Source organism: Actinomadura sp. NPDC023710 (assembly GCF_040639875.1).
GTDB lineage: Bacteria > Actinomycetota > Actinomycetes > Streptosporangiales > Streptosporangiaceae > Spirillospora > Spirillospora citrea.
Genome location: NZ_JBFAGB010000047.1, coordinates 33,521 through 47,108, shown reverse-complemented (window position 1 = coordinate 47,108; position 13,588 = coordinate 33,521). Strand labels below are relative to the sequence as shown.

At 71.6% G+C, this 13,588-nt stretch carries 14 protein-coding genes; 4 read left to right on the top strand and 10 right to left on the bottom strand.

What is annotated here, in order from left to right:
• Positions 1 to 229: 229 nt before the first annotated feature.
• Positions 230 to 484, bottom strand: coding sequence for a hypothetical protein (locus AB0H37_RS37945; RefSeq protein ID WP_360617446.1), 255 nt, complete (start codon positions 482 to 484; stop codon positions 230 to 232).
• A gap of 291 nt (positions 485 to 775) precedes the next feature.
• Here AB0H37_RS37945 and AB0H37_RS37940 point away from each other — a divergent pair, with 291 nt between their 5' ends.
• On the top strand, positions 776 to 964 hold the full coding sequence (locus AB0H37_RS37940; RefSeq protein WP_360617445.1) for a hypothetical protein: 189 nt from the start codon (positions 776 to 778) through the stop codon (positions 962 to 964).
• Between the two features lie 105 nt (positions 965 to 1,069).
• Here AB0H37_RS37940 and AB0H37_RS37935 read toward each other — a convergent pair whose 3' ends face one another.
• Positions 1,070 to 1,753 (bottom strand): LysR family transcriptional regulator substrate-binding protein, encoded by a 684-nt coding sequence (locus tag AB0H37_RS37935; RefSeq protein ID WP_329095906.1) that lies wholly within the window; start codon positions 1,751 to 1,753, stop codon positions 1,070 to 1,072.
• Positions 1,754 to 1,808: 55 nt separating this feature from the next.
• On the opposite strand from AB0H37_RS37935, the gene AB0H37_RS37930 reads away from it, so the two are divergent.
• Positions 1,809 to 2,192 carry a DUF5997 family protein gene (locus AB0H37_RS37930; protein ID WP_179832213.1) on the top strand — a complete coding sequence of 128 codons (384 nt, stop codon included), beginning with the start codon at positions 1,809 to 1,811 and terminating at the stop codon, positions 2,190 to 2,192.
• A 114-nt stretch (positions 2,193 to 2,306) separates the two neighbouring features.
• Here AB0H37_RS37930 and AB0H37_RS37925 read toward each other — a convergent pair whose 3' ends face one another.
• Positions 2,307 to 3,098 carry an SDR family oxidoreductase gene (locus AB0H37_RS37925; protein ID WP_360617444.1) on the bottom strand — a complete coding sequence of 264 codons (792 nt, stop codon included), beginning with the start codon at positions 3,096 to 3,098 and terminating at the stop codon, positions 2,307 to 2,309.
• A gap of 31 nt (positions 3,099 to 3,129) precedes the next feature.
• A complete protein-coding gene (locus tag AB0H37_RS37920; protein WP_360617443.1) occupies positions 3,130 to 3,540 on the bottom strand; it encodes an MFS transporter in 411 nt (136 codons plus the stop codon).
• 170 nt (positions 3,541 to 3,710) lie between these two features.
• Between AB0H37_RS37920 and AB0H37_RS37915 the strand changes: the two genes are divergently transcribed.
• A complete protein-coding gene (locus AB0H37_RS37915; protein WP_329095899.1) occupies positions 3,711 to 4,286 on the top strand; it encodes a TetR/AcrR family transcriptional regulator in 576 nt (191 codons plus the stop codon).
• A 256-nt stretch (positions 4,287 to 4,542) separates the two neighbouring features.
• A complete protein-coding gene (locus AB0H37_RS37910) occupies positions 4,543 to 4,722 on the top strand; it encodes a hypothetical protein (protein WP_360617441.1) in 180 nt (59 codons plus the stop codon).
• 46 nt (positions 4,723 to 4,768) lie between these two features.
• Here AB0H37_RS37910 and AB0H37_RS37905 read toward each other — a convergent pair whose 3' ends face one another.
• Genes AB0H37_RS37905 through AB0H37_RS37880 form a run of 6 tightly spaced genes read right to left on the bottom strand, consistent with a single transcriptional unit; the run spans position 4,769 to position 13,588 of the window.
• The gene (locus AB0H37_RS37905; RefSeq protein ID WP_360617440.1) at positions 4,769 to 6,628 is read right to left on the bottom strand and encodes an FAD/NAD(P)-binding protein; all 1,860 of its coding nucleotides are present in this window, start codon (positions 6,626 to 6,628) and stop codon (positions 4,769 to 4,771) included.
• Entirely contained in the window at positions 6,625 to 7,818 is a 1,194-nt protein-coding gene (locus AB0H37_RS37900) for an amidohydrolase (protein ID WP_360617438.1), read from the bottom strand. Before AB0H37_RS37900 ends, AB0H37_RS37905 begins: the two co-directional genes overlap by 4 nt.
• Positions 7,815 to 9,815 (bottom strand): hydantoinase B/oxoprolinase family protein, encoded by a 2,001-nt coding sequence (locus tag AB0H37_RS37895; RefSeq protein ID WP_360617436.1) that lies wholly within the window; start codon positions 9,813 to 9,815, stop codon positions 7,815 to 7,817. Before AB0H37_RS37895 ends, AB0H37_RS37900 begins: the two co-directional genes overlap by 4 nt.
• Positions 9,812 to 11,881 carry a hydantoinase/oxoprolinase family protein gene (locus AB0H37_RS37890; protein WP_360617435.1) on the bottom strand — a complete coding sequence of 690 codons (2,070 nt, stop codon included), beginning with the start codon at positions 11,879 to 11,881 and terminating at the stop codon, positions 9,812 to 9,814. The genes AB0H37_RS37895 and AB0H37_RS37890 overlap by 4 nt, the downstream gene beginning before the upstream one ends.
• Positions 11,878 to 12,714 (bottom strand): ABC transporter permease, encoded by an 837-nt coding sequence (locus tag AB0H37_RS37885; RefSeq protein ID WP_329095886.1) that lies wholly within the window; start codon positions 12,712 to 12,714, stop codon positions 11,878 to 11,880. The genes AB0H37_RS37890 and AB0H37_RS37885 overlap by 4 nt, the downstream gene beginning before the upstream one ends.
• Positions 12,707 to 13,588, bottom strand: a complete 882-nt coding sequence (locus AB0H37_RS37880; RefSeq protein ID WP_360617433.1) for an ABC transporter permease — start codon at positions 13,586 to 13,588, stop codon at positions 12,707 to 12,709. The genes AB0H37_RS37885 and AB0H37_RS37880 overlap by 8 nt, the downstream gene beginning before the upstream one ends.

The following is a 13,588-nucleotide window of genomic DNA, read 5'->3' as shown; positions in this document are numbered from 1 at the left end:
GTACGGCGGTGTAGGCCTGACCGCACACCCTGCCGGAAGGGCTTGCCAACCCCGGGCGGCCGTTGGCTCGCCGCGGACCGGCCGAACGGGTCCGGGAAGAGGTCCGGCCTCCGCATCGGAGGATGAAGAGGCCGGGTTGGGGCGATCGCCCCGTTGTCAGAAGGCGGCGCTCGCGATGATCGCTTCTGCGGTCGGAACCGCGTCGACCATCATCTTGATCTCCTTCAGGTCAGCACTGCGACCTGCTGATGGCCTCCTCGTGCGGTCGACCGTAGCCGACCTGTTCGCTGTACCGGGCCATGTCGACACCCCGGGTGAGAGCGTCCACGACTTCCACGCCGGTGGCTCCCCTCGCCATCGCGGTGATGGCAGGGTCACGGCTGTACTGGTCGAGCCCGTCGAGCACCGCGGCATCGGACGGACTGACGTCGGCATCGGCCGCGACCTCTCGGGCGGCTGCCGCCGACAAGCGCACGTACTTCATGTCGCTCTTCCCCTCTTCTCTTCGTTGGGCTTTTTTCGGTGACCGCGTCACTGAATAGAAACTGTAACGAGCGTGGTGGCTTCCGGCAACTGCAGGACGGTTGAACGCCATCAAAAGGGGGCGAGGACATACAATAGACGTTGGAGTGCGCCACTCGTATGCCTTGTGTCGGAAGTGACCAGCGAGCGCCATTCGGCGTCACCGATCGCTCGCGGACAGCCCGGCACGGTCCAAGGTTCACAGACTGGAGTTTTCGAGGTTCGGCCGTCACTTTGAGGCAGCTCGACAAAAGTGCCTGGCGCCGCGCGCTCGGGCACGCTGGATGCGGTCGCCGCGGCACGCGCCAAGGCCGACAGCCTTTTCGAGTTCGAGGAACTCGAAATTCCCGTTGGCGTCGATGTGGGCGTTGAGACTCAGGATCACCAGGTGGTTGCCTTCGGCCTCTTACATGTGGTCATTGAGTCGAGGCCACTGCTGTAGCGATCGTCGTCGCGACGGTCGTTGATGCCCTGGTCGGCCAGGCTCTCGCCTAGTACTCGCACTCGCATGCGGTGACAGGATCTCCGGCACCCGCAATGGCTCTTTTCACCTACGGCGGCGCTTTTGGTGGCGGGGCTTAGGGGTGGAGCGCTGGCGCGGCGGCTTCTTACGGGTGGGCTGTTGTTGGGCGTTGCGGCCGCGGGAGCTGTTGGGGGTGCGGCCGCGGACGATGCCGATCAGTTCCTCCATGAGGTCGGTCGTCACGGCCTCAAGCCAGGCCAGGCCGATCTGGGATTGAGGAGCGTCGGTCACGGTGCGGTAGGTGAGGTCTCTGCGGTGGTGGAGGCGGGCCAAAGACTGCGGGAGCAGGAGGGTGCCGGCCCCCGACGCCACCAACCCGATCGCTTCAGCGGTGTCCTCAGGACGGGTGAAGGCAGGCTGCCCGGGGCGGTCGCCCCAGGTCAAGACCTCGTCGAGCGGCTCGAACACGTCCTCGTCGCCGAGATCGGCAAGCTCCACCTCCTCCATCGCGGCCACCGCGTGATCCTTGGGCACCACCACGACGGTTGATTCCAGGTACAGCGGGATCACATGGAGGGCCTCGCGGTCGACGGGCAGGCGCACGAACGCCGCGTCCACATCACCCTTCCGCAGCAGGGGGACGACTTCGGCGGCGGGGAACTGCATCAGCCGAAGCGGCACATCCCGCACCCGCTCGGCCCACACCCCGGCCCACTTCCCGGGCGTCACCCCCGGCACGTAGGCCAGCCGAAACTCACCATTGGTCACTCCCTCAGCCTAGTCACGTCCAGGCAGCCCCCTTCCGCTGGCTACCCTTGAGTTCATGAGCACGTCCAAGGCGAAGACCCCGCAGACCATGAAGTCCGCGACCGCGGCCAAGAAGCTGGGGATCCTGCTGTCGGCAGCACCCGCCGAGTTCCAGGAAGGCCCTGTCTCCCGGGACGAGTTGAACGCGCTCCAGGCTGACCCGCCCTCTTGGCTCGCCGACCTTCGCCGCGAGGGCCCCCACCCCCGCCAGGTCGTCGCCGCCAAGCTCCGTGTCTCCGCCTCAGGTCTGGCCCGCGCCGGCATCACGGGCCCCCTCACCACAGCCGAGATCGAGAACCTGAAGGCCGAGAACCCCGACTGGCTAGAACGCGAGCAAGCCGTCCGAGCCAGAGTCCGCGAAGAGGAACTCCGCCTCAAGCAGCAGCGCGCCAAGGCCTGACTCACGTGACGCCCCCGGCCGAGGTGCGGGACTGAGGCTGCTGGAAGGCGTGCACACCGCCGCGGAAAAGCCCGTCGCGTACCTGCTCCGCGCCGCCGGTCAGGATCGCACGGGTCAGAGGTTCTTGGTGATGCCGCCGTCGACCAGGTACTCGGCGCCGTTGACGTTGTTGGGGGACGCCACGAATGCGATGAGCCTGGCGACCTCCTCGGGCGTGCTGATGCGGCCGGTGCTGGCGCCGAGGGAGCCCATCATCTGCTGCACGAAGTCCTCGTGGGAGACCCCTTGTTCCTGCGCGACCCTTCCGATGAAGCCGTCCGGGTCGGTCCAGACTCCGGTGCGGATGGGGCCCGGCGAGACGGTGATCGCGCGCACGTCCCGGTCGCCGAACTGCTCGGCGACCACCTTGGTGAGCGCGTTGAGGGCGGCCTTGGCGACGTTGTAGTGGGCGGGCCCGGCACTGACGAGCCGGGCGCCGGCGGAGGAGACGTTGACGACCACGCCCTTGCGTTCGATCAGGCTCGGCAGGGCGGCGCGGGTGACCCGCAGGGCGCTGTAGAAATGCAGGTCGAAGGTCTGCCGCCAGGCCTCGTCCGGCAGGTCGAGCAGGTTGTTCACGGCACCTTTGATCAGGTCGTCGGTGTCGCCGATGCCCACGTTGTTGACCAGCACGTCGATGCCACCGAGTTCGGCCGTCGCGTGCTCGATGAGCGCGGTCGCCCCCTCGGCGGTGGTCAGGTCGACGGCCACGTGCGCCGCGCCGGTCTCCTTGAGCTCGGGTGTGGGACGGCGCGAGGCGGCGACCACGCGCATCCCCTCGTCCAGGAGGACGCGGACGACGGCGAGTCCCGTCCCCTTGCTTCCTCCGGTGACGACGGCGGTCTTGCCGCTGAGCTGCAGGTCCATGGGTTCTCTCCTCGTGTGATGATGACGGAGTTCAGGGGGCCGGAACGGACTGGCGGGTTCGGGAGCCGGAGCCGTGCGCCGGGCGCCGCGGCGACCGGGACCTTCTGAGGACCTCGCCGTTGGCGGCGACGCCGCCGACGGCCGAGGCGACCAGGAACGCCGCGAGTGAGAGAACGAACATCCTGCGCCTGCCGAGCAGGTCGGCGGCCCGGCCGCCGAGAAGCAGGAGGCCGCCGAAGCCGAGCACGTAGCCGCTCACCACCCACTGCAGCGAGCGGGTGGACATCCCGAGGTCCGCGCTGATCGAGGGCAGCGCGACGCCCTTCATCGACACGTCCAGGGCGTCCAGGAAGAGCGCTCCGCACAGCACCAGCAGCATGCCCCAGGCGCGCCCGCCCAGCCTCCCGTCGCTGCCGGCCGCCATCGAACCCGATGTGTCCACGTACGGCTCCTCACGATTGACGGACCGATCAGTCCGGGACCGAGTGGTCCCATGATTGAGGCGCGGTGGATCCGATGTCAACCGTCCGGGAGATCCGCGTCCGAATCACTGGACCGATCAGTCCGCTATAATCCGTGCGGGGATGGCCGACGGTTCGGCGGAGGTGCTCGATGGCCCGAAAGCCCGACGAGGGCGCACGCGATCGCATCCTGGACACCGCGTCGCGCCTGTTCGCCCGATACGGCGTGCACGCCGTGGGGCTCCAGCAGATCATCGACGAGTGCGGCTGCGGCAAGAACCTGCTCTACCGCGAGTTCCGCAGCAAGGACGAGTTGGTCGTCGCCTTCCTGGAGCGCTGCACGCAGGACTGGGACGCGGTCGTCGCCGAGGCCGCCCGGCCGGACACGGCCGACCCGGGCCGGGAGATCGTCGCCCTTGTCGCCGCGGTCGCCGAGCGCGCCGCCGAAGACGGCTTCCGGGGGTGCCCGCTGCGCAACGCCTACGCGGAGTTCCCCGACGAGACCCATCCCGCCCACCAGGTCATCGTGGCCCACTTCACCGCCAAGCAGGCGCACCTGCACGACCTCGCGAAGCGCGCCGGAGCGCGGGACCCGGAGGCCCTGTCCGACCGGATCAACCTGATCATCGACGGTCTCAACTCCAACGGGGCCGTACTCGGCAGGAACGGCGCCCTCGGCGCCGCCGTGCGATTCGCCCAAGACACCGTCGACGCCGAAACGCGGTGATCCCGAGCCTCCAGCCCACGCAAGGCGCCTGCGACTCCGGCAAGAAGCACCCGTGTTCGATGCCACTCGTGGCCGGACCTTGACGTGGATACTGCGCCGGGACCGACCCCGACGCCCTCTGGCCAGGCCGGATCTCCGAGGGGTGAGATGACACGCCTGGCCCGACTTGCTTAACTGTGGACGATCTTGTCGTTACTGTCGTACCCCAGGGTCGGCGACGCGGTCACCGGAGGTAGCGATGCGGTCCGGACGGTGGGTGCTCGTCGCCTGGCTGATCATTGGAGCGCTCGCTGCGGGACAGCGCCACTACTACGCCCAATTCGACGGCAGCTGCGCCAGAATCGCCACGATCGGGATCACCGTGGTCTCCGGTCCGCTCAACTACACCGGTCTCAACCCCACCGCTCAGTGCAAGGTTCCCCAACCGAGCAAGTGACGCGTCGGCCTCCACGACCGCTTCATGATGAGGCTTTCCAACGACATCAATGCGCGGTCAGCGCGGCCCTGGCCACCGCGTCGGCCTGGACGAGCATCGCGGCGTTCGAGGCGGGCTTCGCGCTCATCGCCGTCAGCCAGTCGACGGACTCGATCGGGATGCCGAGGGCGAAGCGGCGCGGATGCACGCGCCCCCGCGCGTCGATGATCCGGAAGGTTTCGGCGGCGACGTCCATGCCCCGCGTCTCGTACGCCGGGCCGCCGGGGGTGGGGATGCGATAGGGGCGGCAGGCGCCGTCGTCCCGGAGCCGTCGCAAGAGCGGGTCGGCGGTACGGCCGAGGTCGGGTGGAGGCAGGTGGGCTTCCAGGAAGGCGGGCGCCTTGACCGGGGCTGAACCGGTCCGGGGCGAAGAGCCGAGGAAGGCGCCGGCGGCCGGGACCGTGGTCACGGTCATGTCCGGGCCGACGAACCGCACCAGCCCGGCATCGGCCAGGGCCAGCAGTTCCTCTACGCGGCCCGCGGGCGGACCGCTGGCCACCGAGGCGGCGAATCCCTGGAACCAGCCGTCCAGGTCCCGTCGATGTGACTCGCCGGTCAGGCCGCCGTGCGTCACCAGCCGACGGACCCGGCCCCGGGTGGCGCCGAGCGCGGTCATGGCGTTCTTCAGCGGGCTGTGGCGCGCGTCGCGTGCCCGTGCCAGGTCGGCGCGGACCAGTGCCTCCACCGTGTCGTGGACCGGGTGATGGTCGAGCGAGAGGCTTCCCAGCGGGCGGTGCAGGGCGGAGAAATCAAGGCGGACCGCGGGGTCCGGGAACGCCGAAGCGATGAGGTCGGCCATCGCCGGGTCCTCCCAGGCGAGCGCGTCGAACTTCTCACGGAACCGTTCCGGACGCATCGCGCAGGTACGGGGGTTTTCACGCAGGAGGACGTCGTAGTAGACGGCCGTGGTCTCCTTGGCGATGAGCGGCCAGACGTCGGTTCGGAAGTCCGCGGGTCCGGCCCCCCGCAGCCGGGCCACGGCGTCGTCGCCGAAGTACCGCGCCGGGACCGCGGGCGGCATCCGCCCGTAGTCGCCTCGGGCAAGGTACGGCACGCCGCGCCGGGAGCCCGCGTACAGCACCGGCTCCCGGCCGCTCGGACGATAGCGCAGCCGCTCACCGTCGTGGTCGAAACGTCCGCCGCGTCCCGTCGTCAGCAGCGACATGTGGTCGAAGAAGTTCATGCCGAGCCCCCGGACCAGCAGCGGCGCGCCTGGCGGGATCGCGTCCAGAGGCGCGTCGAGCGGGTTGGCGGGGGGTCCGTAGAAAAGGCCGTGGTCGGCGGCGAACCGGGCGTGCGCCCGCTGCTCCTGGAGGGGCTCGAGGTCGGTGTGACCGAGCGCCAGGATCACCGCGTCGACGGTCAGCGGGCCGGTGCCGTCCTCCAGCGCGACGATCTGCCGGCCGTCGGCGTCCTCGGTGAGCGCGACGGCCCTCGTCCGGTGCTCGTGAATCGTGATCCACTCCGGCGCCGTCTCCTTGACGCGCCCGTAGACCCAGGCCAGATAGCGCCCGTGGAACCGGCGGGTCGGGTGCGACCAGGGCAGCATCCGGACGGCCTCGTCGCGGATGACCGGATCGGGATCGCCCTCCCGCGCGGTGGAGCACGCCCACTCGTACAGGTTGGGGCCGGGCACGACCGGGCCCGCGCAGTGCACGCTGTCGTCGGTGAACAGAGTCGCGTCGGCCGCGACGGTGTTCATCAGGAGGTGGCCGGGCTGGTCGGCTTGCCAGACGTGCCCACCGCCAGGCGGGTACGGATCGACGACGTGCACGTCGATCCGTCGTCGCCAGGCGTTGGCCGCGATGCGCTCGACGAGCGCGGTGCCGCGCGGTCCGGCGCCGACCACGCAGATGGACGTGCTCACGGCGTGCGGAGGAACGTGAGCGCCGCCGTGGTCAGGGCTTCGACACCCGTTGACAGCGTGGGCTCGATGACGGGGGCGAACTCGGGGGAGTGGTTTCCGGGCACGCCGCCCTCGGCGAGCCGGCCGGGGGCGGCGGCACCGAGCCCCCAGAACACCGAGGGGACGCCGGCCGCCTCGCCGAACAGGCCGAAGTCCTCGCCGCCGAGCATGGGGTCGAGGGCGGCGACCCGTGCGGCGCCGAAGCGCCGGGTGAACGCCTCGTCCAGGCGGGCGGTGGCGTCCGGGTCGTTGCGCAGGACGGGGTAGGCGCCGATCGGACGGCTCTCCGGTGCCCGGGGCGCGCCCGACGCCGCGGCCTCGGCCTGGACGACACGTTCGACGGCGGACAGGAGCGTGCGCATGACGTCACTGGAGAGCGTCCGGATGTTCAGGGTGAGCGTGGCCTCGTCCGGGATGACGTTCTCCTTGTGCCCGGCCCGCACCCGGGCCACGGTGATCACGGCCTGCTCCGCCGGCGCGGTCTCGCGCGCCACGATCGTCTGCAACCGCATGATCGTGGCGGCGGCGAGCACGACCGGGTCCACGCTCCGCTCGGGTTGCGCGCCGTGCGCGCCCCTGCCGAACAGGGTGACCTCCAGGTTCTCGGTGGCGCCCACGACCTGCCCAGGGCGCAGGAGCAGCGTCCCCGCCGGGTGCGGGAAGACGTGCTGGGCGATCGCGATGTCCGGAGCGCCGAACCGTTCGTAGAGCCCGTCGGCCAGCATCGCCCGCGCGCCGGCCGCGATCTCCTCGGCGGGCTGGAACACCGCGAGCACCATGCCGCGCCATCCCGCTCGCGTTTCCGCGAGCCGTTCGGCCGCGCCGACCAGGCAGGCCACATGCATGTCGTGGCCGCAGGCGTGCATCAACGGCACGCGCTCGCCTCGGTCGCCGTCCACGGTCACGGTGCTGGCGTAGGGAAGGCCGGTCTTCTCCAACAGGGGCAGGGCGTCCATGTCGGCGCGCAGGAGCACGGCCGGTCCGTCACCGTTGCGCAGCGCACCGGCCACGCCGGTGCCGCCGATCCCGGTCGCGACGTCGAAGCCGCCGCCGCGCAGCCGCTCGGCGGCGATCCCCGCCGTCCGGACCTCGCGGAACGGCGGTTCGGGGTGGCGGTGCAGGTCACGGTAGAGCGCGGCGAGGTCCGTCACGGTGCCGTCCGGTCCAGTCCCTCGATCTGGTCGAGCAGACGCGCGCGGCCCGTCTCCGCCTGCTCGGCGTCCACCGGTTCGCGCGGGAAGTCCGCCGGGAGGTCGGCGAGGACTCTCGCGTACGCCTGCGAGCGGAGCCGGGAGCGGTGCGCGGCGGGATGCCGGAACAGGGCCGCGACCAGGCGGTCCACGAGATCGGTCGGGAAGACCGACTCCCAGGCGGCACGCTCCGGACCGAACTCGGCGCCGGACTCGGCGGCGCCGGCCCGGGACGCACGTTCACGCAACGTGGCGTCCGTGTCGATGGCGAGGCCCCCGGCGGCCAGCACGACGCCGTAGTCGCGGCCGGCCCCCGCGACCGACACCATGCCGCGCCGAACGTCGGCGAGGACCGCTTGCGGGGCGCGCAGAAGCGGGTCGCCGTACCCTCCGGCCCCCGACGTCAGCAGTGTCACCACGTCGCCGTCGTCCAGCGGCAGCATGTCGATCTTGTCGAGGATGCGCTCGCGCTCGGTTCCAGCGTTCAGGACCAGCCGCGTGGGAAGGCCCGGCCGTCCGCCGGCCACGCCCCAGGGCCGGAAGCGCATGCGTTCGAGGCCGCGGGCGAGCAGCCGGGTCCCGGTGCCCCGCACCCGGAAGCTCAGTTCGAGCCCGCAGCCGCCGCGCCACCGCCCCGCGCCGCCCGAGTCGTGCCGCAGCCCGTATCGGAGGATCTCGACACCGATCTCTGTCTCGACGGTCTCCACCGGGTTGTTGGAGAGGTTGGAGATACCGCTGTCGCGGCCGTCCACGCCATCCGCGCCGTCCCGCGCGCCGGTGCCGCCGACCATGGGCTCGAGCACCTGGACGTTCTCGCCGTCCGGGCCGTGCTCGGCGACCACGACCGGGACGACGAGGCCGCTGCCCGCCGCCGGAAGGACGGAGGGGGCCGCCAGCCCGAGGGCACCGCCGAGCGCGTCGTTGACACGGGACGCCGCCGCGTGCCGGACCCCGACCGCGGCCGGGTGCACCGCGTTCACCACCGAGCCCTCCGGGGCGGTGACCTCGATGGGGGCGATGAGGCCCGTGTTGAGCGCGATCTCCGGGTCCAGCGTGCAGATGAGGGCGAGCACCCGGGTGGTGATCCAGGCGTGGACTCGTCCGAGGCTCGCGATGTTGAACGCGGCGGGGACCTGCGGATCGGTGCCGGTGAAGTCCAGGTGCAGCCGCCCTCCGGTGAGCGTGGCGGTGACCGACACCCGGACGGGAACGCGCGAGACGACGTCGTCGTCGAGGTAGTCGACGAACCTGTGGGTGCCGTCGCCCAGCCGCGCCAGCGCCGCCCGTGCCTTCTCGGCCGTGTAGGCGACGAGGTCCTCCTGCGCGGCCAGCACGGTGCCGGCGCCGTGCTGTGCCATCACGTCCGCAAGCCGATCGCGCCCGGTGGCGAGCGCGGCGCGCATCGCGCGGACGTCGCCGAGGTTGGCGTCCGGCGTGCGGGTGTTCGCGGTCAGGAACGCCTCCACGTCGCGGCTCGGCTCCCCGGCCCGGACCAGCTTCACCGGGGGAATCCGCAGCCCTTCCTGGAAGATCTCGTCGTTCACCGGGGACAGGCTGCTCGGCACGCGCCCGCCGATGTCCGAGCAGTGGATGAAGGCCCATCCGTAGCCGACGAGCCGTCCCTCGTGGAAGTACGGCTCGATGAGTTGGATGTCGGTCAGGTGGGTGGCCAGCCCGCCGGAGGTGTACGGGTCGTTGGTGATGATCACGTCGCCGGGGTCCAGCGGGCCCGCCGCCTCCACGGCGGTCAGCACGTTCAGGCCGACGAACCCGGAGACGCCGATGCCGCGGGGATAGGCGACGAAGCCGCCGTCGAGGCCGGCGAGCGCGCAGCAGAAGTCCGCGGTCTCCTTGACGTAGAGGGACCTGCTGGTGCGCTGCAGTGTCAGGCACATCTCCTCGGCGAGCGCGGTGAGCTTGTTGCCGACGATCTCGAGGGTGACGGGGTCGAGGGTCATGGTCGCGAACTCCGGTGCAGGTGCAGGTCGCCCGCCAAGCCGACCTCCAGTGACCAGCCGGGCGGAACGAGGACGGTCGTGTCGTCCTGCTCGACGATCAAGGGCCCGGCGAGGGCGTCGCCCTGCCGGAGCCCGTCGCGGGCGTAGACGGCGGCGTCGAACCGGCCCGCTGGAAGCAGGACGGAGCGGTGGCCCGCCGGGACGGGCCCGGTCCCGGCCGCCTGAAGGTCGGGACGGGGAAGCCCGCCGGTCGGGGCGACGATCGCCAGGCGCGCGGTGCCGAGTTCGATCGGCGCCTCCGGATCGCGGAAGCCGTAGAGCCGCTCGTGGTCGGTGTGGAACGCCTCGGCGACCGACGGCGCGTCGAGCGCGCCGCCGTCGAGCGGAACGCGCAGCTCGTAGGCCTGGCCGATGTAGCGCAGGTCGGCCGAGTACAGCAACTCCGGCTCTCCGGTGACGGCGCCCTGCGCGACGAGCCACGAGTGCGCCTGCTCCGCCAGGCCGGCGAGGATTTCGCGCAACCGGCCGGCTCCCTCGTCATCGAGCCTGTGCCGGATGCTGCGCGCGAGGTCACGGCGCAGATCCGCGCCCGCCGCGCCGAGCGCGCAGAACGTCGCCGCCGTGGGCGGCACGACGATGTGCGCGATCCCGACCTCCTCCGCGAGCACGGCGGCATGGGTGGGGCCGGCCCCGCCGTACGGGACGAGAGCGAAATGCGCGGGATCGAGCCCGCGCTGCGCGAGCGTCTTGCGCAGTTCGACGGCCATCCCGGCGGTCGCGACCTGGAGGGCGGCCGCCGCGGCCCGCCCGGCGGCGTCCTCGCCGTTCCAGCCGAATTGCGCGCCGACCTCGGCGAGCGCCTTCAGTGACGCATCCGCGTCCAGCGCCATCCGGCCGCCCAGAAAGGCCGCCGGATCGATGACGCCGGTGACCAGGTAGCAGTCGGTGACGGTCGGCCGGGTGCCGCCGCGCCGGTACGCGACGGGCCCTGGGTCGGCGCCGGCGCTCTGCGGCCCGACCTTCAGGACGCCCTGTTCGTCGACGCGTACGACGGAGCCGCCACCCGCCCCGATGGCGCCGACGGCCACCACCGGGAGGATCAGCGGCAGCCCGCCGACCGTGGTGTGGGTGGCGAACTCGGGACGGCCGCCGGTCACCACGGCGATGTCGCTGCTCGTCCCTCCCATGTCGAAGGTGACGACGTCGTCGAGGCCCGCCGCGGCGGCGAGACGCGCGGCCGCCGCCACACCGGACGCCGGTCCCGACAGGATCGTCTCCAACGGGCGCTCGGCCGCGGCGGCCAGCCCCAGCGAACCGCCGTTGGACGCGGCGATGTAGACGGGGGCGGTGACACCGAGCGCGGCCAGGCGTTCCACGAGCCGGTCGAAGTAGTCGCGCATCAGCGGCTGGATGTAGGCGTTGAGGCAGGCCACCAGTGTCCGCTCGTACTCGCGGATCTCGGGCCAGACGGTGGCGGAAGCGGCCAGCCGCATCCCCGGCAGCCGGTCGCGCAGCCGGTCGGTCACGTTCTCCTCGAAGGCCGGGTCGGCGTATCCGTTCAGCACCACGACCGCCGCCGCCTCGGCACGCGTGGCGGTCAGTGCGGCGGCCACCCGGTCGAGCTCGGTCTCGTCCGGTGTCGCGGTGGCGGCGCCGTCCGGGGCCAGGCGCGCGCGGATCTCGACGATGCGCTCGCGCGGGACGAGCGGCTCCTCCTTGCCCGCGTACAGATCGAACGAGGACGGCATTCGGCTCCGCCCGATCTCCAGCACGTCGCGGAAGCCCTCGGTCACGACGAGCGCTATGCGGGCGCCGCGCCGCTGGATCACCGCGTTCAACCCGATCGTGGTGCCGTGTGTCACGCCCGCCAGGGCGCCAGGCGGCAGCCCCGCGTCCTGAAGGATCGCGGCCAGCCCGTCCGCGACGGCCCGAGACGGGTCGTCCGGGGTGCTCGGCTCCTTGTGGTGCAGGACGCGCCCGTCCGCCGGGAGGGTCAGGACGAGGTCGGTGAACGTCCCGCCGACGTCGATGCCCACCCGGGCGCCGGGTGCCGGGCCGCCGGTCACAGTGCCTCCGATATCTTCGCGAACTTGTCGGTCACCACCATCACCACCACGCTCGCGGCGAGCAGTACGGTCGACACCGCCGCCACCGACGGGTCGAGTTCGAACTGCGCCGAAGAGAAGACGCGGAGCGGGACGGTGGTGGTGTGGGCGCCGGCCACCAGGGCGGTGACCGCCACCTCGCCGAGCGAGGTGACCGCCGCGAGCAGCGCGCCGGCGACGATGCCGGGCCGCAGCAGCGGCAGCGTGACGGTGAGGAAGACCCGCACGCCGCCCGCGCCGAGGCTCGCCGCCGCGCGTTCGAGCGTGGGATCGAGCCCGGCAGCGCTGACCATGACGGCGCGGACGGCATAGGGGAGTGCGATCAGCGAGTGCGCCAGCCACAGTCCGGGGATGGTGTCGATCAGCCCGATCCCGTGGAAGTAGTACAGCAGCCCGAGCGCCGTGATGATCTCCGGTGTCATCAGCGGTGAGAGCGCGAGCGCGTGCAGGGCGCCGCGTCCGGGGAAGGAGCCGCGCGTCAGCCCGTACGCGGCGAGCGTCCCGATCACCACGACGGTCGGCACGACGAGGACCACCAGCAGGCCGCTGAGCTGGAACGAGACCAGCCAGTCGGGGGAGCTGAGGACACCCCGGTACCACCGCGTGGAGAACCCCTGCGGAGGGAAGGCCACCGAGGCGGTCGTGTTGAACGAGCTGGCGACCAGGACCACCAGCGGCGCGAGCAGGAAGAGGAACACCAGTGCGGCGAGCAGGCGCCCGGCCGCGGGCGCCAGCCGGTCCGGGAAGAGCGTGCTCCACGCGGGCGTGCGTGCGGTCCTTCGGGTGTCAGCCATGAAGACGGCCCTCCCAGGTGCGGAAGGCGGCGCCGAGACCGGTCGTGCACAGCACCGTGATCAGCAGCAGCACGAAGCTCAGCGCGGCGGCCACCGGATAATCGAAGACCGTGGAGATCTGGTCGTAGACGCGGATGCCGGCCAGCGGCTGGTTCGCGCCGCCCACCAGCAGTGGAGTGATGTAGATGCCCATCGCGAGCGCGAAGACGACGAGCGCGCCGCTGAGGGCGCCGGGCAGGCTCAGCGGCACGGTGACCCGCGCGAACGTCCGCACCGGTCCGGCGCCCAGGACCCGCGAGGCTCGCAGGACGTCGCGGTCGAGCCCGCCCAGGGCCGTCGTCAGCGGGACGATCGCGAAGGGCAGCAGCACGTGCGTCACCGACACCACGACCGCCGAGTAGCTGGTCAGCAGGTGCGCGGGCTGGTCGAGGACCCCCAGCGCGACGAGTGCCCGGTTCACCGGTCCGTTCGCGCCGAGGAGCACGACCCAGCCGTAGCTGCGCACCACGACGCTCGTCAGCAGCGGGGAGAGCACGGTGACGAAGAGCAGCGTGCGGAGCAGACCGGGCCGCCGCTGCGCGAGCGTGTACGCCGCCGGGTAGGCGAGCACGACGCACAGCACCGTCACCAGCACGGCGGTGAGCAGCGTGCGGATGAGCGCCTCGTAGAAGAAGGGCTCGGTGAACACGCGAACGTACTGCTGGACGGTGTAGCCGGGCAGTGCCGCGTTGCTCCCGTCCACGGGACGGAAGCTGAGCTGGAGGAGCCGCACGAGCGGAGCGACGAAAAGCGCAAGGAGGAAGACCAGCAGGGGCACCACGTACGCCGTGCCGCGCCACCGCGTCCGCCGCCTCGCGCGCGGGGTGTGGGCCAT

Excerpts from the sequence above, each read along its gene's own strand:
- AB0H37_RS37885 (WP_329095886.1), bottom strand. The coding sequence starts at position 12,714 with ATGGCTGACACCCGAAGGACCGCACGCACGCCCGCGTGGAGCACGCTC.
- AB0H37_RS37915 (WP_329095899.1), top strand. The coding sequence starts at position 3,711 with ATGGCCCGAAAGCCCGACGAGGGCGCACGCGATCGCATCCTGGACACC.
- AB0H37_RS37925 (WP_360617444.1), bottom strand. The coding sequence starts at position 3,098 with ATGGACCTGCAGCTCAGCGGCAAGACCGCCGTCGTCACCGGAGGAAGC.
- AB0H37_RS37945 (WP_360617446.1), bottom strand. The coding sequence starts at position 484 with ATGAAGTACGTGCGCTTGTCGGCGGCAGCCGCCCGAGAGGTCGCGGCC.
- AB0H37_RS37880 (WP_360617433.1), bottom strand. The coding sequence starts at position 13,588 with ATGGCCCACACCCCGCGCGCGAGGCGGCGGACGCGGTGGCGCGGCACG.
- AB0H37_RS37895 (WP_360617436.1), bottom strand. The coding sequence starts at position 9,815 with ATGACCCTCGACCCCGTCACCCTCGAGATCGTCGGCAACAAGCTCACC.
- AB0H37_RS37930 (WP_179832213.1), top strand. The coding sequence starts at position 1,809 with ATGAGCACGTCCAAGGCGAAGACCCCGCAGACCATGAAGTCCGCGACC.